At 63.7% G+C, this 24714-nt stretch carries 19 protein-coding genes; 10 read left to right on the top strand and 9 right to left on the bottom strand.

What is annotated here, in order from left to right:
- Positions 1-20: 20 nt before the first annotated feature.
- From EYW45_RS06420 to coq7, 6 genes are all read right to left on the bottom strand, one after another.
- On the bottom strand, positions 21-1184 hold the full coding sequence (locus tag EYW45_RS06420; protein WP_161134503.1) for a glycosyltransferase family 4 protein: 1164 nt from the start codon (positions 1182-1184) through the stop codon (positions 21-23).
- The gene (gene murJ, locus EYW45_RS06415) at positions 1159-2529 is read right to left on the bottom strand and encodes a murein biosynthesis integral membrane protein MurJ (protein ID WP_161134502.1); all 1371 of its coding nucleotides are present in this window, start codon (positions 2527-2529) and stop codon (positions 1159-1161) included. Before murJ ends, EYW45_RS06420 begins: the two co-directional genes overlap by 26 nt.
- A gap of 1 nt (position 2530) precedes the next feature.
- The gene (locus EYW45_RS06410) at positions 2531-3556 is read right to left on the bottom strand and encodes an SDR family oxidoreductase (RefSeq protein WP_161134501.1); all 1026 of its coding nucleotides are present in this window, start codon (positions 3554-3556) and stop codon (positions 2531-2533) included.
- Positions 3557-3565: 9 nt separating this feature from the next.
- Complete coding sequence (gene tviB / locus EYW45_RS06405; protein WP_161134500.1) at positions 3566-4843, bottom strand: Vi polysaccharide biosynthesis UDP-N-acetylglucosamine C-6 dehydrogenase TviB; 1278 nt, start codon at positions 4841-4843, stop codon at positions 3566-3568.
- 97 nt (positions 4844-4940) lie between these two features.
- Complete coding sequence (locus tag EYW45_RS06400) at positions 4941-6044, bottom strand: MraY family glycosyltransferase (protein WP_161134499.1); 1104 nt, start codon at positions 6042-6044, stop codon at positions 4941-4943.
- A 594-nt stretch (positions 6045-6638) separates the two neighbouring features.
- Positions 6639-7316 carry a 2-polyprenyl-3-methyl-6-methoxy-1,4-benzoquinone monooxygenase gene (coq7, locus tag EYW45_RS06395; RefSeq protein ID WP_161134498.1) on the bottom strand — a complete coding sequence of 226 codons (678 nt, stop codon included), beginning with the start codon at positions 7314-7316 and terminating at the stop codon, positions 6639-6641.
- A 329-nt stretch (positions 7317-7645) separates the two neighbouring features.
- Here coq7 and EYW45_RS06390 point away from each other — a divergent pair, with 329 nt between their 5' ends.
- Genes EYW45_RS06390 through EYW45_RS06380 form a run of 3 tightly spaced genes read left to right on the top strand, consistent with a single transcriptional unit; the run spans position 7646 to position 9582 of the window.
- On the top strand, positions 7646-8089 hold the full coding sequence (locus tag EYW45_RS06390) for an OsmC family protein (protein WP_161134497.1): 444 nt from the start codon (positions 7646-7648) through the stop codon (positions 8087-8089).
- A 12-nt stretch (positions 8090-8101) separates the two neighbouring features.
- On the top strand, positions 8102-9073 hold the full coding sequence (locus EYW45_RS06385) for a thymidylate synthase (RefSeq protein WP_161134496.1): 972 nt from the start codon (positions 8102-8104) through the stop codon (positions 9071-9073).
- Positions 9070-9582: a dihydrofolate reductase gene (locus tag EYW45_RS06380; RefSeq protein WP_161134495.1), complete on the top strand. Its 513-nt coding sequence runs from the start codon at positions 9070-9072 to the stop codon at positions 9580-9582. Before EYW45_RS06385 ends, EYW45_RS06380 begins: the two co-directional genes overlap by 4 nt.
- Here the strand turns inward: EYW45_RS06380 and EYW45_RS06375 are convergent.
- Positions 9579-11015: an aminotransferase-like domain-containing protein gene (locus tag EYW45_RS06375; RefSeq protein ID WP_161134494.1), complete on the bottom strand. Its 1437-nt coding sequence runs from the start codon at positions 11013-11015 to the stop codon at positions 9579-9581. The genes EYW45_RS06380 and EYW45_RS06375 overlap by 4 nt on opposite strands.
- A gap of 282 nt (positions 11016-11297) precedes the next feature.
- On the opposite strand from EYW45_RS06375, the gene EYW45_RS06370 reads away from it, so the two are divergent.
- The 7 genes from EYW45_RS06370 to EYW45_RS06340 all read left to right on the top strand — a co-directional run bounded on the left by EYW45_RS06370 (position 11298) and on the right by EYW45_RS06340 (position 20949).
- On the top strand, positions 11298-12581 hold the full coding sequence (locus tag EYW45_RS06370) for an aspartate aminotransferase family protein (protein WP_202444625.1): 1284 nt from the start codon (positions 11298-11300) through the stop codon (positions 12579-12581).
- Between the two features lie 180 nt (positions 12582-12761).
- Positions 12762-14255, top strand: a complete 1494-nt coding sequence (locus EYW45_RS06365; protein WP_161134493.1) for a CoA-acylating methylmalonate-semialdehyde dehydrogenase — start codon at positions 12762-12764, stop codon at positions 14253-14255.
- Between the two features lie 220 nt (positions 14256-14475).
- Positions 14476-16023: an ABC transporter substrate-binding protein gene (locus EYW45_RS06360; protein ID WP_161134492.1), complete on the top strand. Its 1548-nt coding sequence runs from the start codon at positions 14476-14478 to the stop codon at positions 16021-16023.
- Positions 16024-16035: 12 nt separating this feature from the next.
- A complete protein-coding gene (locus EYW45_RS06355) occupies positions 16036-16977 on the top strand; it encodes an ABC transporter permease (RefSeq protein ID WP_161134491.1) in 942 nt (313 codons plus the stop codon).
- 1 nt (position 16978) lies between these two features.
- A complete protein-coding gene (locus EYW45_RS06350) occupies positions 16979-17791 on the top strand; it encodes an ABC transporter permease (protein WP_235938881.1) in 813 nt (270 codons plus the stop codon).
- Positions 17788-19455, top strand: coding sequence for an ABC transporter ATP-binding protein (locus tag EYW45_RS06345; RefSeq protein WP_161134489.1), 1668 nt, complete (start codon positions 17788-17790; stop codon positions 19453-19455). Before EYW45_RS06350 ends, EYW45_RS06345 begins: the two co-directional genes overlap by 4 nt.
- Before the next feature lie 6 nt (positions 19456-19461).
- Positions 19462-20949: a M81 family metallopeptidase gene (locus tag EYW45_RS06340; RefSeq protein ID WP_161134488.1), complete on the top strand. Its 1488-nt coding sequence runs from the start codon at positions 19462-19464 to the stop codon at positions 20947-20949.
- 137 nt (positions 20950-21086) lie between these two features.
- Here the strand turns inward: EYW45_RS06340 and gcvP are convergent, their stop codons facing one another.
- Both gcvP and gcvH read right to left on the bottom strand, forming a co-directional pair.
- Complete coding sequence (gene gcvP, locus EYW45_RS06335) at positions 21087-23978, bottom strand: aminomethyl-transferring glycine dehydrogenase (protein WP_161134487.1); 2892 nt, start codon at positions 23976-23978, stop codon at positions 21087-21089.
- A 236-nt stretch (positions 23979-24214) separates the two neighbouring features.
- Entirely contained in the window at positions 24215-24595 is a 381-nt protein-coding gene (gene gcvH / locus EYW45_RS06330; RefSeq protein ID WP_161134486.1) for a glycine cleavage system protein GcvH, read from the bottom strand.
- Positions 24596-24714: the final 119 nt, after the last annotated feature.

Here is a 24714-nt window from a genome sequence, read left to right as displayed (position 1 = left end):
GTCTCGTCTCATACTGCTCATCAGCTCGCGCGGCTTGCCGCCTGATCGCGCGCGTCGTCAAATACTTTTTGCCAGCGGCTCAATACATGTTCTGGCGAAAACCGCTCGCGCACTTCGATGGCGCGCGCACCCAGGGCCTCGCGGTGCGCATCGTCGGCCATCAGCGCATCGAGCGCCTGCGCCATCGCGTTCACATCGCCGTTGGGGCGCACCAGCACGCCGTCCACCCCTTCGCGCACGATCTCTCGCGGACCGGTGTCGCAATCGAAAGCGGCTGCGGCCAGGCCGCTGGCCATCGATTCGAGCAAGGTATTCGACAGCCCTTCGAAGCGCGAACTCAACACATACAGATCGGCCGCGCCGTACCAATCGCCCACGTTGCCCACGCGACCGGGCAGCAACACGCGCTCGCTCAAGCCCGCAGCGGCAATGTGCGCGGTCAGGCGGGCGCGCTCGGCCCCCTCGCCCAGAATAATCAAATCCCATTCGGGATGCGCCGCCGCTACTCTATTAAAAGCGGTCACCAACGTTTCGAAGCCCTTGTCCGGATGCAGGCGCCCCACCGCCAGCGCGCGGCGGCGGCCATTGCGAGGCGGTGGCGGCACGTGCGGTTCGCTCTGCGCCAGGGGCCAATGCACCGGGTTGGGGATGACGTCCAGGTGTGCACCCGGCACGTGCTTGTCCAGCCAGCGGGCCGTGCCGCTGGTGAGTGCCACCACGCGGTCGGCGCGCGGATAGGTCCAGCGCCGCAACCGGCGCCACATGCCGGAAATGCGCTGCGACGGCGGATGCGTGTGTTCGGTAGCCACCACGGCGCACGGCAGGCCGCGCGCAGCGAGCACCGACAACACGGACGCCGTGGTCATCATGCCCAGCACCACATCCGGCTTGAACGACACCATCAGGCGGCGCAAGGCGCGCACGCGTTTGAAGTTTGCCGTAATCCCCCGCCAGCCCCCGCCGGTCACACCGGCCAGGGTCAGGGTTTCACGCTGCACATCGGGATGCAAGGGATAGACGTCGCCATGGTCGTCGGTTTGCGTGACCACCATGACCGTACGGCCCGCATCCGCCCAGTGCCGGCTGAGATCGGCGGCCACGCGTTCGGCGCCGCCGCCGCGCAAGGAATGGATGACGATCATGACCCGCAACGACACATCACGCTCCTGGCTTCGATTGGCCATTGGCCGCCACCAGTGCGGCCGGCTTGAGCGCGACCACCACATAGCAGACGTACGACAACGCGTACATGAAACTCGTGGCCAACATGATGCCGGCCGTGCCCATGCGCGGCGCCAGCACCATGTTCAACACGGCCTTGAGCAGAAAATTGGCGACGGCGATCGCCGCCATGATGCGGTAGCGGTTCTGGCTGGCGAGCAACTGCACCAGAATCAGCACCCCGAAATAAAACGGCAACTGCAGCAGCCCCCAGCGCAACACGCCGGCCACGGCAATCGTGTCCTCGGCGGTAAAGGCGCCACGCTCGAACAATATGCGCACGCCCCATGGCGCCAGCAGCCAGCCGATCACCACGACCACGGCGCCCGCGCCTACCATGGCCACGGACCATTTGAGCGCCATCACGCGCGCCTGGGCGCCGTCGCCCCGCGCCTGCACATCGGCCAGCACCGGCAAGGCCGCACGGCCAACCGAGACCGCACCGATGCCGAGCAGCAGCGACAACAACCGCGCGGCGTAGCCGAGCGTGGCGTTGGCGTTCGATCCCAGATTGGCAGCCGCGTACTGATCGAGCGGCCCGACGAAACTCATCGCAAACTGGCCGATCAGCATCACACCTGCCGCGCGCACCAGCATCGGCCAGTGCGGCGAGCGAAAGGCAACAACCGGCGCGCCCCAGAAGCCGCGATCGGCGCGCGCCGCCAGCCAGGCAAGCCACACCGTCTGCACCGCATAGCCCACCAGTGTGCCCCAGGCCAGCGGACCCACGCCCGGCGTGGTGGTGGCCAACATCACGAAGATCAGCACCGATACGGCCGGCACGCTGTCGAGCAAGGTGTTCACGTGACGCTCGTGCGCCCGCAGCCGCGCTGAACTGATGCCCGCGATGAGCATCAGGCCGGCAACCGGCGCAAAGGCCCACAGCAACTGATCGGTCATGCCCTGCACCGTGGCGGACAGACCGCCGCCCAACAGGTCGACCACAAAGGGCCATGCCCACCAGATCAGCAGCCCCAGGCCGAGCGCAGCGATCGCCATGATGCCTTGCAGCTCGCGCACAAAGTGCACGCGTTCCGCATCGTCGGCGCGCCGCAGGCGCACCAGCACGGGAATCAGGACGACGGAGAGCACACCCACAATCGTGACGGGCATCCACGATGCCATCGTCAGGGTGAATTGATAGGCGTCGACCGCATCGCTGACACCGTAGCGGTAGGCCACCGCCATCTCTTTGATGGCGCCTGCCGCCTTGCCGAGCACCAGAAACAACGCTACCCGGGCCGCGCCGCGAAAGATCCGCTGGTGGTCCGGGTTGATGGCGTTGAATCTGGCGCGCAGCGCTTTCAAATCAGCGCAGGAATTGCGTGTACCAAGGCATGGCAACCTCGAGACCCCGAAGGATGTCGTGCTTGGGCTCATAGCCCAAGAGATTGCGCGCCTTGTCGATATCGGCTTGCGAGTGCCGCACATCGCCCGAGCGGAACTCGGCATACACCGGCTGCTTGTCGTACTGCACGCCGTGACGGCCGAGCTGGTCGGCCAGATGCGCAAACAACTCATTCAGGCTGGTGCGGGCGTTGACGGCCACGTTGTAGACCTGATTGACGCCCTCGGGCTGCGCAAGCGCCGCCAGAATATTGGCCTGAACGGCGTTTTCCACGAAGCAGAAATCGCGGCTCGTCTCGCCGTCGCCGTTGACGACGACGTCCTCGCCGCGAATCATCGCCGCGATCCATTTCGGGATCACCGCGGCATAGGCGCCGTTGGGATCCTGACGCTTGCCGAACACATTGAAATAGCGCAGGCCAATGCTGCCGAAACCATAGGCGCGCGCGAATACATCGCCATACAGTTCATTGACGTACTTGGTGACGGCGTACGGCGACAACGGCTTGCCGATGTTTTCTTCGATCTTCGGCAGCGCCGGGTGATCGCCATACGTCGAACTCGATGCGGCGTAAACGAACGACTTGACGTCGGCGTCTCGCGCAGCAACCAGCATATTCAGAAAGCCGCCGATGTTGACGGCATTGGTGGTGACCGGGTCTTTCAGCGAACGCGGCACTGAACCCAGCGCGGCTTGATGCAGGACGAAATCGACGCCGGCGCAAGCGCTCGCGCAGGCTTCTGCGTCGCGGATATCGCCTTCGATGAATCGAAAGCGCGCCCACTGCTCGGGCGTCACCAACGCCTGCACTTCATCGAAGTTGCGCTGGTAGCCGGTGGCAAAGTTATCCAGGCCAACCACGTTCTGGTCGAGCTTGAGCAAGCTTTCCAGCAGGTTCGAGCCGATGAAACCGGCGCATCCCGTGACCAACCAGGTACGGGGCTCGGCGCGCAATTGCGCCGTCACGTTCTCATATTGCGAGCTCATAAAGCCTCCTTACAGGCGCAGATCGGATTCTTGGGGCGTGAGCACATACTTGAGGTCGTACAGCACGTTGTTCGGCTTGCCGAACTCGCGAATCCGCGCCGCACCCATTTCGATGAACTGCTTGTGCGCCACGGCCAGCACGATCGCGTCATAGGCGCCGGCCTTGGGCGAATCCACCGGCGTCAAATCGTATTCGTGCTGCGCCTCGGCGGGGTCGACCCACGGGTCGTACACATCCACCTCGACGTTGTAGTCGCGCAGCTCATTCACGATATCCACGATACGCGTGTTGCGCAGATCGGGGCAGTTTTCCTTGAACGCCAGGCCCATCACGAGCACGCGGGCGCCCTGCACGTGGATACGGCGCTTGGTCATGCACTTGACCAGTTGCGACACCACGTATCCCCCCATGGCGTCGTTCAAGCGCCGGCCGGCCAAAATGATTTCGGGGTGATAGCCGATCGCCTGCGCTTTGTGCGTGAGGTAATACGGGTCCACGCCGATGCAGTGGCCACCCACCAGACCCGGACGGAACGGCAGGAAGTTCCACTTCGTGCCGGCAGCCTGCAGCACCGCTTCGGTATCGATGCCCATCTTGTTGAAGATCAGCGCCAGCTCATTGATCAGCGCGATGTTCACATCGCGTTGCGTATTCTCGATCACCTTGGCGGCCTCGGCCACCCGGATGCTGGACGCCTTGTGCGTACCGGCGGTGATGATCTCTTTGTAGATCTGGTCGACGAGTTCAGCCACTTCAGGTGTGGAGCCGGACGTCACCTTCTTGATCGTGCTGACGCGGTGGGCCTTGTCGCCCGGATTGATGCGCTCGGGACTGTAGCCGGCGAAAAAATCGACGTTGAATTTCAGGCCCGACACGCGTTCGAGCACCGGCACGCAATCTTCTTCGGTCGCGCCCGGATAAACGGTCGATTCGTACACCACGATGTCGCCGCGCTTGAGCACGGCACCGATCGTCTCGCTCGCCTTGATCAGCGGCGTGAGGTCGGGTTGCTTATAGTCGTCGATCGGCGTGGGGACGGTCACGATGTAGACGTTGGCATCCGCGAGCTGGGCGCGGTCGGCCGTATAGCTCAGATGGCGCGCCTCTGCGAGCTCGGCGTCGTCCACTTCGAGCGTGTGATCATGGCCGGCATTGAGCGCATCGATGCGGCGCGTGTTGATGTCGAAACCGATGATGGACCGTTTCTTGCCGAACTCCACAGCCAACGGCAGGCCCACATACCCCAGCCCGACGACCGCGAGTTTGACGTCTTCAATACGCAACATGACTCTCCTCTACCGTCGCAACGTGCAACGGACCTGAATGAACAAAGGGGGGATAAACGATAACCGAGTGCTGCGGCGTCATGACGACACCGATGACTCAATCGGTTCGTATCGCCGACGGCAGCAACAACCAGCCTGGCCTGCGCCACGACACCAGTCGCGAATACAGCCAGATATAGACGGCGGCAAACACCGCCATGCTGGCGCAGAGCGCCCAGGCGTTGTCCCACCAGATGGTGGCCGGAACCAGCCCGATCAGCGCCAGCACCCACAGATACGGCGATGCCAGGGCATTGCACAGGGCTGGAATCGAGCGGCGACGGCCTTTGCTGAACGTGACCCGCACCAATCGGCGAAATACCAGTTGATGCAAATGCAACGCATCCGGCTGATCGACGGGAGTGCCGCGCTTGAAGCGGCGGCGCCAGATCGAAAAGCCGGTTTCGAAAACGGGATAGAACAGGACGGCGAGCGCGAAGAACGGGGATACCGACGGATTGCGCACCACCAGCAACACTGCCAATTCGGCCAGCATGAAACCCAGGAAATAGGCCCCGCCGTCGCCCAGGAACACGCGGCCGAACGGAAAATTCCACACCAGGAAGCCCAGGGTGGCCGAGGCCACGGCGGCGGCGATCATGAAAATCGGCATGTCGCCAACCTGAATCGCGACCAGCGCAATCGACACGGCCATCAAGGTAGCGATCATGCCGGCCAGACCGTTCATGCCATCGACGATATTGAGGGCATGGGTGCACCCCCCCACAGCGATCATCGTGAAGAGCAGCGAAATTGGCCAGTAGGCCAGAATGAAATCGACAGGCGCGATGCCGACGCGCGTGACGCCGCCGAGCAGCCACCAGGCGATGGCGGCCGACAAAAAGGCGGCCATCAGGCGTTTGCCGGAGCCGATATCTTTGGTGATGTCTTCAAGGAGGCCCGCCACGAACACCGGCAAAGCCGAAACGAACAACGCGGGCCAGAGCCACGTCAACGTCATATTGCTGGGACCCAGTACCAGCAGCCCGGCGAGTGATCCGGCGAGCACGGCCAAACCGCCCACCCGGGGCGTGGCGCGCGAATGGCTCGCTTGAGGTTTGTTGAGGTCGCTATCGCCAGTGAAGGCACCGTGCCAACGTTCGGACGCCACGATGAGTCCACCCACCATGAACGCGACCACGCAGATATAGAGCCACGTCACAAGGCGTCCTTGAAATGGTCGTGCGGAGTCAGGTCAGCATTATGCCGGGCGCATGTAACGTTGATATATGGTGCGAATGATGAAGTGAAATCGCGGCGAACAAAACGTAACAGCTTGAGCATGGGTGTCCTGATTGGGGTAAACCCCGGGGGATGGCGCCATGCTAGCGCAAAAAAAGACAAAAAAAAGCCCGAGATCTTGCGATCTCGGGCTAAATCCACCAAAGGAGGAGGGTGGAGGAGACAACCGTGGCATGTCGGGATCAGAACCTTTTCGATCACCACGCTGCTGGGGTTTTTCACCGCACCAACTGCGTTTCGACATCCGATGTACAAACTATAAAGCGATTTTTTGTGCGGCGCAAGATTTTTTTGAGGGTGTGGCAAAAAACCAATAGCGCACCAACTTCTCCCCACCTGCACCGCGCACTATATATGAACGATAACCTGTTTTCGGCCCACCAACCCCGTAAACCCTAGGCTTTGTAGGGATAAATGCCTACCCACGCGGCTGAGCGTTGAGGATGACAGGGAAAACCCGAGGCCAAAAAGCGATGTGCGGCACTGCGTCATAGGTGGCATCACACCCCCTTTTTCAGACATAGTACGCCGTGGTCGTCATCACCTTCGACATCGCGCGCATCAACCCCTTCACCGGGAACGGCAGCGGCACCGCACCGGCGCGCTCCGCCGTCAGACGGTGACTGATTTCGTCTTCCTTCATCTGCTCGATGATGCTGCGCGAGCGGGTGTCGTGCGTGGCCATGTCTTTCAGGTGACCATCCAGATGGGCCTCGACCTGACGTTCCGTTTCGGCCATGAATCCCAGATTGCGGGGCACGCCCGCATAGCCGGCGAGCAAGCCCAGACTGAACGAACCGGCATACCAGAGCGGATTGAGCAAGCTGGGCCGCGACTGCAATTCCTCGAGCCGGCGGTTGCACCACGCCAGATGATCGACTTCTTCGGTGGCGGCGTGCAGCAATAACTCGCGCGCCTGCGGCTCCCGGCACACGGCAGCCTGGCCGCGGTACAGCGCCTGCGCGCACACCTCGCCCACATGGTTGACCCGCATCATGCCGGCCGATTGGCGCTTTTCCTCGACGCTCAAGTCTTGCGCAGGCTCGACCTTGCGGGCCGGATAGGGCCGCCCCGACGTCGCCGATCCCGACAGCACCTTCATCGCGCGATCCACTTCGGACAGCAACGCATCCAGCGGCCCCATGCGGCGGGCAAAGGGGCGAGGCAAAACAGTCAAAGCGGTGGTCGGCATCCATTTCTCCCGGAATCCATAGCCATGCCGCGCAAGCGGCGCGCCACCCTACTCGGTGGAGGTACTAGTTTACGCCCGCCATGCGTCACACCTGCCGGCTGAGCGCGGCGCTCGGGTCGGGCGAACGCCCCTTTGGCCCCCGTTGCCCCCCCCTGCCCCCGGCGACGGTTACTTAACGCCTGCGCAAGGCCGGTAAACGGATTTGCCCTCATCGCGAAGGGGGTCACCGCGGGCGAAAAAAATCGACAGAGGTAAACTCATCGCCTGACGCTTGATCTCCTTTAAGCAGTTCTTTTACGCGCGTGTGCAGCACGCGGCGAGGATCAACCATGGAATGCACGATCGATTGGGGTGGCCCGGACGGCATGATGTTCGTTGCGCGCACCGGTAGCGGCCATGTGGCCGTCATGGACGGCGCGCCTGAAGGCGGCGGCCACAATCTGGCACCGCGCCCGATGGAAATGCTGTTGCTGGGCACTGGTGGCTGCACGGCCTACGACGTGGTGCTCATTCTGAAGCGCGGGCGTCACGCCGTGACCGGCTGCACGGTCAAGCTCGACGCCGACCGCGCCGACACGGATCCCAAAGTGTTCACGCGCATCCATTTCACGTTTACCGTAACCGGTAGCAAGCTTCCGCGCGCCGCCGTCGAACGCGCGGTGCAGCTGTCGCATGAAAAGTATTGCTCGGCGTCCGCCATCCTCGAAAAAACTGCCACGTTGACCTTCTCGGTCGATATCGTGGACACCGCCGCCACGCTCGAATCGGCCTGATCGCCGCACGTCATGAAACAGTATCTCGATCTGGTCCAGAACATCCTGGACGCCGGTTCCTGGCAAGAAAACCGCACGGGTGTGCGCACCCGCAGTCTGCCGGGCGCCGCATTGCGCTTCGATTTGCGCGAAGGCTTTCCCGCCGTCACCACCAAGCGCCTCGCTTTCAAGGCTGCTGTGGGTGAGCTGGTCGGCTTTCTGCGCGGGTCGCGCAGCGCTGCCGAATTCCGCGAGCTGGGTTGTCGGGTCTGGGACCAGAACGCCAACGAAAACGCGCAATGGCTGGCCAACCCTTATCGCTTGGGCGAAGACGACCTGGGCCCCGTGTATGGGGTGCAATGGCGCGCTTGGCCGGCATACAAGGTACTGGCGGCAGATGCGCTGGCCCAGCGCCAGGATGCGACCTCGCGGGGCTATAGCGAGGTGTCTGCCTTTACCGAAAACGGGCAGGACAAGGTGCTGTTGTACAAGGCCGTGGATCAACTGCGTCAGTGCCTGGACACGATCCACAGCAATCCATCCGATCGCCGCATCATTTTCCACGGCTGGAACTGGGCGCAGATTGAGGAAATGGCCCTGCCGCCCTGCCACCTGCTCTATCAATTCCTGCCGAACGCGCAAACGCGCGAGATCTCGCTTTGCCTGTATATCCGCAGCAACGATGTGGGCCTGGGCACACCGTTCAATCTCACCGAAGGTGCCGCGCTCTTGCATCTGGTGGGCCGATTGACCGGTTATACCCCGCGCTGGTTCAGCTATTTCATCGGCGATGCGCATATCTATGAAAACCACCTGCCGATGCTCGAAGAGCAACTGACGCGCACGCCTTACCCCGCGCCGCAGCTCAAGCTCTCGGACCGCATTCCCGACTTCGCCGTAACCGGCAAGTACGAGCCGGAATGGCTCGAACGCGTGGAACCGGGCGACTTCACGCTCGAAGGCTATCAGCACCACGCGCCGCTCACGGCGCCGATGGCCGTATGACGCCGCCCGTGTCCCCTGCCGCCACGCCCGTCGTCACCCTTGTCGTGGCCTACGCGCGCAACCGCACGATCGGCCGCGACAATGCCCTGCCCTGGAAATTGCCGGGCGATCTGGCGCATTTCAAACGCACCACGCTGGGCGCGCCTATCGTGATGGGCCGCAAAACCTGGGAATCCCTGGGCCGGCCACTCCCTGGCCGCACCAATATCGTCATCAGCCGCGATAGCGCGTATGCGGCCACCGGCGCGCACGTGGTGACGTCGCTCGCGGACGCGGTGGCGCAGGCTGGCGAGGTGCCCGAGGTATTCGTGATCGGCGGCGCACAGATCTATGCGCAGACGCTGCCCCAGGCCGACCGCATCGTCGCCACCGAAGTGGCCGCCGACGTGGACGGCGACGCCTTCTTCCCGACATTGCCGGCGGGGCAGTGGAAGGAAGTGAGCCGCGACAGTCAGCCCGAGGAAAACGGGCTGGCGTATGACTTCGTGGTGTACGAGCAGGCCCGCTAGCGTGACGACGCCCCCGTCGCCCCCGCTTTGCGCAAAAAGTCCCACAGCGCGGGCGACTCCGAATACGCCACGTTGAAGCGCACCCAATCGGTGTCGGCCTCCGACGCTTCGAAATAAGCGCCAGGCGCCAGCCAGATCCCCGATTGCAGTGCCTGCTCGGCCAGCGCCTTCGCGCCCTGCCCGCGCCAGCGCCCGCCCAGACGGGCCCACAAGAAGAGTCCGCTCTGCGGCTCGCCCCATAACGTGAGACCGCACTCGCGCATCCGCCGCCCCACTTCCGCATGGGCAAGCGTGAGCCGCTCACGCGCGTGTGCCACGTGGGCACTGTAGTGCCCGTCGGTCAGCACCCGGTGCACCACGCGCTCCATGATTTCAGGCGACGTGAGCCCCACGGCCATCTTGGTGCGTGCCACATCGCGCAGCACATCGCGATGACCCGCGATATAGCCCACGCGTACCGACGGACTGATCGTTTTTGAGAAACCACCCAACGAGAGCACGCGCTGCGCCCCGTCCAGCGCCCCCAGGAGCGGTGTGGGGCCGTCGGACAGCTCTCGCGAAATGCCGTCCTCGATCACCCACACGCCATGTTGTTCAGCCCATTGCAAAATCCGAAACGCATTGGCCATCGTCACGCTGGATCCGGTGGGATTCTGCAACACGGTATTGACGAACAGCGCCCGTGCCTCATGCAATGCGCCGATGCGGGTAAGCGCATCGATGTCCAGCCCGGTCGCCGTGCGCGCCACCGTCACGATGCGCAGGCCGGACAACCGCAACAACTGCAGCAGATTGGTATAGCAAGGCTGCTCGACGATCACCGTGTCACCCGGGCGCAGCAGCGTACGCGCCACCAGATCGAGCCCGTGCGTGACGCCTTGCGTGAGCACCAGTTGCTGCGCGTCGATTGCCATGCCGGCCGTGGCGAGCGATGCCGCAATCGTTTCGCGCAGGGGCGCATAGCCATACGGGTGGCCGTACCCCGCCATCTGCGTGGCCGGCACACGTGCAATCTGCCGCAGCGCGTGATGCATGCCCGTTTCGTTCAACCACTCGCCCGGCAACCAGCCGCAGCCGGCCTTGATCGGAATCGAGTGGTCGGCAAAGATATCCGACAGCAGCCAGCCCGAGCTCACGCGGGGTGCTTCCCACGGCGTGGCGGCCGGCGGCGACGCGCCGGTGACGCGCCGGGGTGCAATGCGATAACCCGCCCCGGGGCGGGCGATCAACCAGCCCTGCGACACCAATCGTTGATAAGCGGCCGACACCGTAAACGTGCTGATGCCATGCTCGCGGGCGCAATCGCGAATCGAGGGCAGCGCCATGCCTGGGCCCAGCCGCTGTTGCTCGATCGCGGCCGTGACGGCGTCGACGAGTTGCTGGACCAGCGTGACAGAGGCGTCCGCCCCACGCACCGGGCTGAAAGCGATCATGATCCGAATACCCCGCGACCTGTACAGTTGTGCTGAACAGCACTATACAGTGAGCGGTCAATAGCCGTGCTGTGTATGTGCAGCCTGCACCCGCGAACGCACAATGTCCGTTGATCACACAGCCTGCATCCGGCAGTCTGCTGCCGCGGCGCGCGACGACCGCAAGTGCCCCCTTTTACCGCAGTGCCCCTTTTTATGGACGGCTCGACCATGACAGCTCTCAATGCCCAGGACCTGACGCGCGTGGGCGCCGTCAGTGATCTCGACCTTTCGCATCTGTGGATGCCTTTCACGGCCAACAAGCAGTTCAAGGCGCAACCGCGCCTGCTCAAAAGCGCCAAGGGCATGTACTACACCTCCGCCGACGACCGCAAAGTGCTCGACGGCACGGCGGGCCTGTGGTGCGTGAACGCCGGCCACGGCCGCGACGAAATCATTCATGCGATCGCCGAACAAGCCGCCACTCTCGACTACGCGCCCGGCTTCCAGCTCGGTCACCCCGACGCGTTCTCGGCCGCATCGGCCGTGGCGTCGTTCATGCCTGAAGGCATGGATCGCATTTTCTTTACCAACTCGGGCTCCGAGTCGGTCGATACCGCGCTCAAGATCGCGATTGCCTACCACCGCGCTCGCGGCGAAGGCCAGCGTACGCGCCTGATCGGTCGCGAGCGCGGCTACCACGGCGTGGGTTTCGGCGGCATTTCGGTCGGCGGCATCATGGCCAACCGCAAAGCCTACTCGGGCGCCTTGCTGCCGGCCGTCGATCATCTGCCCCATACGCATAACCTGACGGAAAACGCGTTCTCCAAGGGCCAACCCGCCTGGGGCGAGCACCTGGCCGACGAGCTCGAACGCCTCGTTACCCTGCATGACGCATCCACGATTGCCGCCGTGATCGTCGAGCCCATGGCGGGTTCCACCGGTGTGTTGATTCCGCCCAAGGGCTACCTGGAAAAGCTGCGCGCCATCACCGCCAAGCACGGCATCCTGCTGATTTTCGACGAAGTGATCACGGCTTTCGGCCGTCTGGGCAAGGCCACCGCCAGTGAGTACTTCGGCGTCAAACCCGACATCATCACCATGGCCAAGGGTGTGAGCAACGCTGCCGTGCCGGCTGGCGCCGTTGCCGTACGCCGCGATGTGCACGATGCCGTGGTCGACGCCACCGGGTCGGGCATCGAATTCTTCCACGGGTATACCTACTCCGGCCACCCGCTGGCCGCGGCCGCCATTCTGGCCACGCTCGGCATCTACCGCCGCGAGAATCTGTTCGAGCGTGCGGCCGAACACGCCCCGATCTTCGAGAAAGCCGCTCACGGTCTGCGCGATGCCAAGAACGTGGTGGATGTGCGCAACATCGGTCTGGTCGCCGGGATCGAACTGTCGTCGCGCGACGGTGCGGTCGGCGCGCGTGCCGCCGAAGTGTTCCAGAAATGTTGGGAGCGCGGCCTGATGGTGCGCTATACCGGCGAAACGATTGCCGTGTCGCCCCCGCTCATCATCAACGAAGATCAGATCAACGAGATCTTCCACATCATCCGCGGCGTGCTCCAAGAGGTTGCCTGATCGCTGATGTCCCGTCACACGCCACGCCGGGCGCCAAGCGCGTAGCGTGGCGTTGCTCCCCGCGCCGAGCACATGCCGGGCGCGGGCGGTATTCTCGTACTCAACGGCGCCGCGCAGGCCGCCCGCCCATCGGGCAGGCGACCTGCGCCGTCTTCATGCCACCTTACCCATTTCGTATTGATGAAAACTCTTTCGCACTTCATTAACGGCCAGCACGACGCCGGCCAGAGCGGCCGTCATACCGAAGGTTTCGACCCGGCCACCGGCACCGTCACCACCACCATTCCGCTGGCGTCCGTCGAGGACGTGGATCGCGCCGTCGCGGCCGCCCGCGATGCCTTCGTCGAATGGTCCGAAACCCCCGCGCTCAAACGCGCTCGCATCCTGTTCAAGTACAAGGCCTTGCTCGACGCGCATCAGGATGAACTGGCCGAACTGATCACCCGCGAACACGGCAAAGTGTTTTCGGACGCCAAAGGCGAAGTCACACGCGGCATCGAAATCGTCGAATTCGCCTGCGGCATTCCGCATCTGCTCAAAGGCCAGTACACCGACCAGATCGGCGGTGGCATCGATAACTGGAGCATGCGCCAATCGCTGGGCGTGGTCGCCGGCATCACGCCGTTCAACTTCCCGATGATGGTGCCGTGCTGGATGTTCCCGGTGGCGATCGCCTGCGGCAACACCTTCGTGCTCAAGCCCTCCGAGCGTGACCCTTCCGCTTCGATCCGCCTGGCCGAACTGTTCAAGGAAGCCGGCTTGCCCGACGGCGTGTTCAACGTCGTCCACGGCGACAAGCAAGCCGTCGACGCGCTCATCGCGCACCCCGACGTGCAGGCCCTTTCGTTCGTCGGGTCCACGCCGATCGCCGAGTACATCTATGCCCAGAGCACCGCGCGCGGCAAACGCGCACAAGCCTTGGGCGGTGCCAAGAATCACCTGGTCGTCATGCCCGACGCCGACCTCGATCAGGTCACCGACGCGCTGATCGGCGCGGCCTACGGTTCGGCCGGCGAACGCTGCATGGCCATTTCGGTAGCCGTCGCAGTCGGCGACGTCGCCGACAAGCTGGTCGAACGTCTCACGCCGCGCGTCAAAGCACTGAAGATCAAGAACGGCATGGAACCCGATGCCGAAATGGGCCCGCTGGTCACCGCCCAACATCGCGCCAAGGTGCTGGGCTATATCGAAGACGGTATCGCGGCAGGCGCCACGATGGTGGTCGACGGCCGTACCGTCACGGTGCCCGGCCACGAGAAAGGCTTCTTCCTGGCTGGCACGCTGTTCGACAACGTGAAGCCCGCCATGAACATCTACCGCGAAGAAATTTTCGGACCGGTACTGTGCGTGGTGCGCGTGCCCGACTTCGCCTCCGCCGTCGAATTGATCAACAAGCATGAATTCGCCAACGGCGTGTCGTGCTTCACCTCCGATGGCGGCATCGCACGCGCCTTTGCTCGCCAGATCAAGGTGGGCATGGTCGGCATCAACGTGCCGATCCCCGTGCCGATGGCATGGCACTCGTTCGGCGGCTGGAAGCGTTCGCTGTTTGGCGATCATCACGCCTACGGCGAAGAAGGCATCCGCTTCTACACCCGCTACAAGAGCATCATGCAACGCTGGCCCGACAGCATCGACAAGGGCGCCGAGTTCACGATGCCCGTTGCCAAGTAAATCTCACCACCGCTTCGCATGCCGCACCGCAGCATGCGAAGCGCGCGATTGCACGCCATTCAAGGTCTGACTTAACGCTTCTACGCAACCGTGCTTGTACGCGTACCCCGCACCTTGCGTGTGCGATATGCTTTGACCTTTTTCACGACAGGGGAAAGTCATGCCGTCCACGTTTCTACCCGTGATGCGTTTTCGATCGGCACGTTGTTGCGCCACCTTGATGGCCGCAACGATCGTTGCCCTGACCGCGAGTACCGGCGCGGCGCAGGCCGAGACCACGATCAAGGCAGTGATGCACTCGCCGCTGCGATTGACCGATCCGCATGCCACCACGGCGTACATCACGACGTGGCATGGCTACATGATCTACGACACCCTGTTGGCCACCGATGCCGACAACGCCATCAAGCCGCAGATGCTCGAGCGATGGGACGTGTCGGCCGACGGCAAAACCTATACCCTCACCTTGCGCGACGGATTGATGTGGCATGACGGCAAGCCCGTCACGGCCGAAGACTGCGTGGCCTCGATCAATCGCTGGGCCAAGAACGACGGCATGGGCCGCGCGGTGCTCAAGCTGGTCGACAAGATCGAAGTGGTCGATGCCAAGTCGATGCGCATCGTCATGAAAGAGCCTACCGATCTTGCCCTGCGTGCGCTCGCCAAGCCGACCGGTACCGCCGCGTTCATGATGCCCAAGCGCGTGGCCGATATCCCCGTGGGTCAGCCGATTACCGATATGACCGGATCGGGCCCATTCAAGGTGGCCGAATTCAATCCCGGCGTCAAAACCGTTTACCTGAAGAACACGGCCTACAAGCCACGCAGCGAGCCTGCCAGCGGGCTGGCCGGCGGCAAGGTCGTCAATGTGGACCGCGTCGAGTGGGACGTGATGCCCGATGCCATGACGGCCGCCAATGCGCTGTTGGGCGACGAAGTCGACATGGTCGAGCAGTTTCCGTATGACCTCCTGCCCATGGTCGAAGGCAATGCCGACCTGAAGGAGACCGTCATCAGCCCGGTCGGCTACTACGTGATGTACCGTTTCAACTTCACGCAACCGCCTTTCAACAACAAGAAGATCCGTCAGGCCGCAATGTATGCCGTGGGTCAAGAACCCGTCATGCAGGCGCTCGTGGGCAATCCCAAATACTGGAAGACCTGCGCCTCGCTGTGGGGCTGCGATACACCCTTCGAAAGCAAGATCGGTGCGGAGATGACCGTCAAGTCCGACATTCCGAAGGCGCAGGCGCTGCTGAAGGAAGCGGGCTACGACGGCACGCCCGTCGTGATCATGCAAGCTTCCGATCTGCCCACGATCCGCGCACAGCCGGTCGTCATTGCCGAGGCGCTGCGCCGCGCGGGCTTCAAGGTCGATCTGGTCGCCATGGATTGGCAGACGGTTGCCACGCGCCGCACCTCCAAGGCGCCGGCCGCTCAAGGCGGTTGGAATATCCACAACACCAACTGGTACGCCACCGACATCATGGATCCGATTCGCTCGGCGCCGGCTGCCGCCAACGGCGACCAGGCCTGGTTCGGCTGGCCCGACTTCCCCGAGATCGAAAAGCTGCGTGCCCAGTTCGCGCTGGCCAGCGATCCCGCCGAACAAAAGCGCCTGGCCGAGGAAGTGCAGCGCGTCGCCATTGACGAGGGCCTGTATGTGCCGCTCGGCCAGATGTCGGTGCCCACGGTGTATTCCAACAAGCTCTCCGGTTGGGTACGCGCGCCCGCCACGACGTTCTGGAACGTCAAGAAAGCGCCGTAAGGGAGGGCCGTCATGCTCGCCTTTCTGCTTCGCCGCGTTGCGGCGACCGTGCCGGTATTGCTGATGGTGGCAGTGGTGGTGTTCGCCATCCTGCGCTTCAGCCCCGGCGATCCGGCCGTCGTCATGGCGGGCGATGCCGCCACGCCCGAGCGGATCGCGCAGATCCGCGCGGTGATGGGGCTGGATCAGCCAGTGCTGCAACAGTTCTTCACCTGGATCTGGCGGCTCGTGCGCGGCGACATGGGCACGTCGCTCATTTCGGGCGCGCCGGTGTCCACGCTCATCGCCGGCCGCATCGGCCCCACGATGAGCCTGGCGCTCACCACCCTCATCATCACGCTGGTCATCGCCATCCCGCTGGGCGCGTTGGCCGCCTGGCGTCAGGGGCGGCTGATCGATCGCGCCGTGATGGGCTTGAGCGTGCTGGGCTTCTCGGTGCCGGTGTTCGTCACGGGCTACGTGCTGATCTGGATTTTCGCCATCGAGCTCAAGTGGTTCAGCGTGCAAGGCTATGTGCCGTTGGCGCAAGGCGTCTGGCCCTTCCTGCAGCGCCTCCTGCTGCCGGCGGTGGGCCTGGCCACGGTGTACATCGCGCTGATCGCCCGCATCACGCGCACCAGTCTGGTCGAAGTCATGCACGAAGACTTCATCCGTACCGCGCGCGCCAAAGGCCGCAGCGATTTCGGCGTGCTGTGGGCGCATGCGCTGCACAACGCCGCCGTGCCCATCGTCACCGTCATCGGTGTGGGCATCGCCATGCTCATCAGCGGCGTTGTGGTCACCGAGTCGGTTTTCAATATCCCGGGACTGGGCCGGCTGGTGGTGGAGGCCGTCTCCGCGCGGGACTACCCCGTGATTCAGGGGCTCACCTTGTGTTTCGCGCTGGTGTACGTGTTCCTGAACCTGCTGGTCGATGCGGCTTACACCGTGTTCGATCCGCGCATCCGGGTATGAGATGTTGAAGTCGCCCCCCGTTGTTCTGGCCTTTATCGTTTTTGCGCTGGTCGTGTTTGCCGCTTGTGCGGCGCCCTGGCTTGCGCATGTCGATCCCACCGCGCTCGATCCTGCAGCCCGCCTGCGCAAACCCTTCACCGACGCCATGTTGGGCACCGATGCCTTCGGCCGCGATGTCTGGTCGCGCGTGGTCTACGGCGCGCGCGTCTCGCTCATTGCCGGGCTTGGCGCCGCACTGCTGAGCGTCACGATCGGTCTGGTACTGGGCGTGCTGGCCGGCGCCTTCCGATTTCTTGACGGCATCATCATGCGCACCATGGACGCGCTGATGGCGATTCCCGGCATCCTGTTGGCCATCGCGCTGGTATCGGTCACCGGCGCGAGCGTCACCACGGTGCTCATCGCCATTACCCTCCCCGAGATCCCGCGGGTGGTGCGCATCGTGCGCGCGCAGATTCTCAGCGTGTGGCACGAGCCGTTCGTGGAAGCCGCCGTTGCGCTGGGCACGCCCACGCCGTGGATCCTGTGGCGTCACATGATTCCGAATACGCTGGCGCCGCTCACCATCCAGGCCACGTATGTATTCGCCTCTGCCATCATTACCGAAGCCATCCTGAGTTTTCTCGGTGCCGGCATCCCGCCCGAGATTCCGTCGTGGGGCAACATGATGGCCGACGGTCGCATGTACTTCCGTCTGCTGCCGGGGCTGATTCTGTTCCCCGGCCTGGCGCTCTCGCTCACGGTATTGAGCGTCAATCTGCTGGGCGACGCCTTGCGCGATGCGCTCGACCCGAAGATGGAGCAACGGCCATGACGCGCGGCGAAACCATCCTCGATATCCGCAATCTCACCGTGCGCGCGATTCGCGGCGGACGCGACGTGGTGGAGAATGTGTCGTTCACCGTCGCTGCTGGCGAAACCGTATGCGTGGTCGGCGAATCCGGCTCGGGCAAGTCCGTCACCGCCATGTCGGTGATGGGGCTGTTGGCGCCGGGGTCGTTGAAGGTGACCGGAGGCAGTGTCGTGCTCGACGGCGAAACCGTCACCACGCTGTCGGCCAAGCGGCTGCAAGCCCTGCGCGCCACGCATATGGGCATGGTGTTCCAGGAGCCGATGACGGCGTTGAACCCGGTGCAAACGGTCGGCCGGCAAGTGGATGAAGTGCTGCGCCTGCATCGCCGCATGGACCGCGCCGCGCGCCGGGCGGCCGTGCTCGAGATGTTTGCGTCGGTGCAGCTGCCCGATCCTCAGCGGCTGTACAACGCCTTCCCGCATCAGCTCTCGGGTGGGCAACGTCAGCGTGTGGTGATCGCGATGGCGCTCATCTTGAAGCCGCGTCTGCTGATTGCCGACGAGCCTACTACGGCGCTGGACGTGACCACACAGCGCCAGGTGCTGGACCTGATCCGAGAGCTGCAAGACAAGCACGGCACCGCGGTGCTTTTCATCACCCACGATTTTGGCGTGGTGGCCGATATCGCCGACCGCATCGTCGTCATGAACCACGGCAAGCTGGTCGAAACCGGTGCGCGCGATCAGATGCTCACCGCACCGGTGGCGGATTACACCCGCCGTCTGATCAGTGCCGTGCCCAGTCTGAAAGCGCCGGGGCGCGCCATCGTGGATGGCCCCATCGTGCTCGACGCACGCGATGTGGGCCGCCGCTACACCGATCGCAAACCGCGCTGGCTGGGCGGTGGCCGCGATATCGTGGCCGCCGAGCACATCGATATCGATCTCAAGCGCGGCGAGATCGTCGGTGTGGTCGGCGAATCGGGCTCGGGCAAGTCCACGCTTGCGCGCTGTCTGGTGCGCTTGATCACGCCCAGCTCGGGCAGCATCGTGCTGGGCGGCACCGACATCGCACAGTTGTCGCCCGCGGCCATGCGCCCGCATCGCAAGCGCGTGCAGATCGTGTTCCAGGATCCGTATCGCTCGCTCAATCCGCGCCGTCGCATCGGCGAGTCGCTGATCGAGGGCCTGCGCAACCAGGGCGTGGATCGCGCCACGGCGATGCGCCAGGCAGGCGACATGCTGGCCGAAGTGGGCCTGGATCGCGATGCGCTCGACCGGTATCCCCATCAGTTTTCGGGCGGTCAGCGGCAGCGCATCTGTCTGGCGCGCGCGCTCGTGCTCGAACCCGATGTGCTGATCGCCGACGAGGCCGTCTCGGCACTCGACGTGTCGATTCAGGCGCAGGTACTCACGCTGATCGACACCATTCGCGCCCGCACCGGCATCGGCATTGTCTTTATCACGCACGACCTGCGCGTGGCGGCACAACTGTGCGACCGCCTGCTGGTAATGAAAACCGGCCGCGTCGTCGAACACGGCGCCACGGCACAGGTGCTCGAAGCGCCGGCCCACGAATACACCCGATCGCTCATCGCGGCCGCACCCGGCCAGCATTGGGATTTCCAACACTTCAGGCCGATTGCCGGGATGTCCCCGGCCACGGCGCCATCGACTCCGAGGTAACAGGCTATGCGCTGGCTGCTCGCCATGATCAAGCACGAAACCAATACGTTCTCGCCGGTGCCCACACCGCTGAACCGGTTCTTTCGCGGCAACCCCGAGATCCTCGCAGGCGATGCCGCCATTGCGGCTTACAGCAACACCGATAGCGGCCTGGGCGGCTACATCGAAGTCGCCCGCCGTGAGGGCGCCGAGATGGTCGTGCCAGTGGCAGCCGAATCCTGGCCCAGCTCGCCCACCGATGCCGCGACCTATGAGTTGCTGTGCAAACGCATTCTCGATGAAGTGGCCCGCGGCGGCTTTGACGCCATCCTGCTCGACCTGCACGGCGCCATGGTGGCCGAAGGCATCGAGGATGCAGAGGGCCATCTGCTCAAGCGTGTGCGCGAACTCGACCCCACCACGCCCATCGGCGTCACGCTCGACATGCATGCCAACGTGTACGACGACATCGTGAAGCACGCCAATGTGATCACCGGCTTTCACACCTACCCGCACGTGGACATCCGTGAGAGCGGCGTGCGCGCGGCCGACGTGATCGTGCGGATGCTCAAAAGTGAGATCAAGCCCGTCATGTCATGGGCCAACCGCCCGATGCTGCCGCACATCATGTGCCAGGGCACCCATGCCGAGCCCAACAAGTCGCTGCAGGAAAAATGCGCAGCCTGGGAACACAACGGCAGCGTGCTGGCCGCGTCCGTTTTCGTCGGCTTTCCGCATGCGGATATCCGCGAAGCCGGCTTGAGCGCGGTGATCTGCACCGATGGCGATCCCGCGCGCGCCAGCGCCCTGCGCGACGAATTGCTGGACGATGCCTGGACACGCCGCGAGCAGTGGGTGTTCCACCCCGAACCGCTGGCACCCACGATCGCACGTGCCAAGGCGATCGAAGAAGGCCCGGTGATTTTGCTGGATCACTTCGACAATACCGGTTCGGGCGGCACCATGGATACCACGGCGGTGTTGGCCGAGATCCTGCGCCAGGAACTGGACAACGTGGCGTTTTACGCGCTGTGCGATCCGGAAGCGGCCAACACGGCAGCGGCGGCCGGCGTGGGCAAGACCATCACCCTCGATATCGGCGGCAAGGTGCCGCTGCCTTCACTGGGCGTACCCAATACGCCGCTCAACGTGACGGCGCGCGTCAAACTCATTTTCGATGGCGCCTATCGCAATCGCGGCCCGATGTATCGCGGTGTGCGCAACGATACGGGCTTGACCGTCGTACTCGATACCGGCCGCGTCGAGATCGTGCTGGTGTCGCGCCATCAGGAGCCGTTCGACATCAATTGCCTGATCTCGGCCGGCATCGATCCGCTGCAAAAGCGCTACGTGGTGCTCAAGAGCCGCGTGCACTGGCGCGCGGGATTTGCCGCGATGGCGACCGAGATCATCACCTGCACAGGCGTCGGCGTCACCACCTCGGACTACAGCCAGCTGAGCTTCAAGAACGTGCGCCGGCCGATCTATCCGCTGGACGAAGCCACGACGGCGTAATGGATAAGGGCGAATCCTCGATCAGGAGGATTCGCCCTTTTAACATCGCAATTCGGGGTCAACCGCTCACAGGCAACGATGCATGAAGCGGTTCTCGGCAACGGTGATGTCCTGTTGCCGATGTCTTTCGCCGTCGATCACACCTCGGCGTCAGCTTCCGAATACGACTCGATCGGCGGGCAGGCGCACACCAGGTTGCGGTCGCCATAGGCGTTATCGACACGCGCCACGGGCGGCCAGTACTTGCCTTCGCGCAACGCGGCCAACGGATACGCCGCCGATTCGCGCGTGTAGTCGTGATGCCATGCTTCCACCATCAGCATCTGCGCCGTGTGCGGCGCGTTCTTCAACACGTTGTCGCTGCGATCGCTGGCGCCCGATTCCACGGCTGCCACTTCAGCACGGATGGCAATCATCGCGTCGACGAAGCGATCCAGCTCGGCCAGGCCTTCGGATTCGGTGGGCTCGACCATCAACGTGCCCGCCACCGGGAAGCTCATCGTCGGCGCGTGAAAGCCGTAATCGATCAGGCGCTTGGCGATATCTTCCGCAGTGATGCCGCTGGTTTCCTTCAACGGCCGCAGATCGAGAATGCACTCGTGCGCCACCCGATGGTTGCGGCCCGTGTACAGCACCGGATAGTGATCGCGCAAACGCGTGGCCACGTAGTTGGCGTTCAAGATCGCCACTTCGGTCGCGCGGCGCAGGCCTTCGGCGCCCATCAGCATGATGTAGATGTACGGGATGGGCAGGATACCGGCCGAGCCGTAAGGCGCTGCCGACACCGGGCCCACTTCATATTCGCCGGGCAACTTGCCTTGCGCATTGAGCACGCCAGGCAGGTACGGTGCAAGGTGGCCGCGCACCGCTACCGGACCCACGCCCGGACCGCCGCCGCCGTGCGGAATGCAGAAGGTTTTGTGCAGGTTCAGGTGCGATACGTCCGAGCCGAACTTGCCGGGCTTGGCCACGCCCACCATGGCGTTCATGTTGGCACCGTCCATGTACACCTGGCCACCGGCCTCGTGCACGATCTCGCAGATCTCGGTCACGGCCTCTTCAAACACGCCGTGCGTGGACGGATACGTGATCATCAGTGCCGACAGCTTGTCGCCCACTTGGGCGACCTTGGCGCGCAGGTCGGCCACGTCCACGTTGCCGTTGGCGTCAGACGCCACGACCACGACCGACATGCCCACCAGTTGCGCCGACGCCGGATTGGTACCGTGCGCAGACGACGGAATCAGGCACACGTTGCGCTGCGTCTGGCCTTGCGCACGTTGATAGCCGCGGATGGCCAGCAAGCCGGCATATTCGCCCTGCGCACCCGAGTTGGGCTGCAGGCTCACGGCGTCATAGCCCGTGATTTCGCACAGCGCCTTCGAGAGGCTATCGATCAGCGCGCGGTAGCCGTCGCTTTGATCGATGGGTGCGAACGGATGGATCTGCGAAAACTCGGGCCATGTGATGGGGATCATCTCGGCGGTCGCATTGAGCTTCATGGTGCACGACCCCAACGGGATCATCGTGCGGTCCAGCGCCAGATCCTTGTCGGACAGGCGGCGCAGATAACGCAGCATGTCGGTTTCCGACTGGATGCTCGAGAAAATCGGATGGCTCAGGATCTCGCCTTCACGTGCGACCGCGTCGGGGATACCGCCCTCGGCGCACGCTTCACATGCCGACACTTCGACCTTCACGTCGTCTTTCTGGAAGCCCGATGAGAACACGTTCAACAGCACCTGCAGGTCGTTCAACGTGACCGTTTCATCCAGCGACACGGCGATGCGCGCACCATCCACGCGGCGCAGATTGATGCGCTCGCATTCGGCCGCGACCAGCATGGCCGGCGTCACGCTGCCCGTTTCCAGCAGCAGCGTATCGAAGAACGTGTCGTTCAACACTTTCACATCGAGGCGCTTGAGACCTTCGCGTAGGGCGGCGGTATAGCGATGCACGCGCTGCGCAATGCGGCGGATACCCACCGGCCCGTGCCACACGGCATACATGCCGGCCATCACGGCCAGCAACACCTGCGCCGTGCAGATATTGGACGTGGCCTTTTCGCGACGGATGTGTTGCTCGCGGGTTTGCAGCGCCAGACGCAGTGCCGGCTTGCCTTGCGCATCCTTCGACACGCCGACCAGACGGCCCGGCATGTTGCGCTTGAACGCATCCTTGCAAGCCATGAAAGCGGCGTGCGGACCGCCGAAACCGAACGGCACGCCGAAACGCTGCGCCGAACCGATGGCGATGTCTGCACCCCACGCCCCCGGGGCGGCCAAAAGCGCCAGCGCGAGCAGGTCGGTGGCGCAGGCGACGACCGCGCCTTGCGCATGGGCAGCAGCGGCGATTGCCTTGTAGTCGCACACGGCGCCCAGGCTGTGCGGATACTGCAGCAGCACGCCGAAGCAGTCCGGCAAACCGGCGCTCTCGTCGCCGATGGCCAGTTCGATATCCAACGCCTCGGCGCGAGTGCGCACCACTTCGATCGTTTGCGGATGGCAGTGCTGCGACACGAAGAACACATTGCTTTGCGACGACGCGCCACGACGCGCAAGCGTCATCGCTTCGGCTGCCGCCGTACCTTCATCGAGCAGCGATGCGTTGGCGATATCCAGACCGGTCAGGTCGGTCACCATCGTTTGATAGTTCAGCAAGGCTTCGAGGCGGCCCTGCGAAATCTCCGGCTGATAAGGCGTATAGGCCGTGTACCACGCCGGATTCTCAAGAATATTGCGCAGGATCACGTTGGGCACGTGCGTGCCGTAGTAGCCCTGACCGATGTAGTTGCGAAAGACCTTGTTCTGACCCGCCAGGCGCTTGAGCTCGGCGAGCACGTCCACCTCGTCGCGCGCGGCGGGCAGATCGAGCGGCGTCGTGAGCCGGATCTTGCCCGGCACGACCTGCTCGATCAACGCGTCCAGACTGTCGGCGCCAACGGCCGCCAGCATGCGTGCCTGATCGTCGGCCGAAGGCCCGATGTGGCGAGGAATGAAATCGGAATGGGTGTCGAGCGTATGGGGCATGGCGGCGTGGTGTCGGTAATCGAAACGCCTGCGCTTGCGTGCACGTGGCGGCGTTCCGAGATGAACGGTGTACGGCGATGAATCGATGCGGGGCGCTCGAAGCCGACAAGCACTTCGAAGCGCGAACGACATGGTCGGAACAGACTTGTGCGCCGGTCACCCGTCAGGGCGTCGACGCACGGCAATGCAGGCAGGCTGACCGCGGAAACACTCCGCGATGAGCGGCAACCGTTCGATCAGCCGGCGTCGACGACCGACTGATACCCGGCCGCGTCGAGCAGCTTTTCGACATCGGCAGCGTTCGCAGCCTTGATCTTGAAGATCCAGGCGTCATGCGCGCCTTCGTTGATCAGGCTGGGGTTGTCTTCGAGCGCAGTGTTGAAAGCGACGATCTCGCCATCCACCGGTGCGTAGATGTCCGAAGCGGCTTTCACCGACTCGACGACACCGGCCGTTGCGCCCTGCTTGAGTTGCGCACCCACTTTCACTTCGCCGACGAACACGAGGTCGCCCAATTGGTCGGCCGCGCTGGCGCTGATGCCCACAGCGAAAACGTCGCCGTCGGCTTTGACCCATTCGTGGGAAGCGGTGTATTTGCGATCGGTAGGCAGCGTCATGAATGCACTCCAGTAAATAGTCGAGAATCTGAGAAAAGAAAAAATGAAGCGGTACGGCAGATCACGCACACGCACCAACAGACGGATGACCTGCCTGCGGGTTCGATTGCGCCACCTTG

It is taken from the genome of Schauerella aestuarii (assembly GCF_009866805.1).
Taxonomy (GTDB): Bacteria; Pseudomonadota; Gammaproteobacteria; order Burkholderiales; family Burkholderiaceae_B; genus Schauerella; species Schauerella aestuarii.
This window is presented reverse-complemented; position numbering and strand designations above follow the sequence as displayed.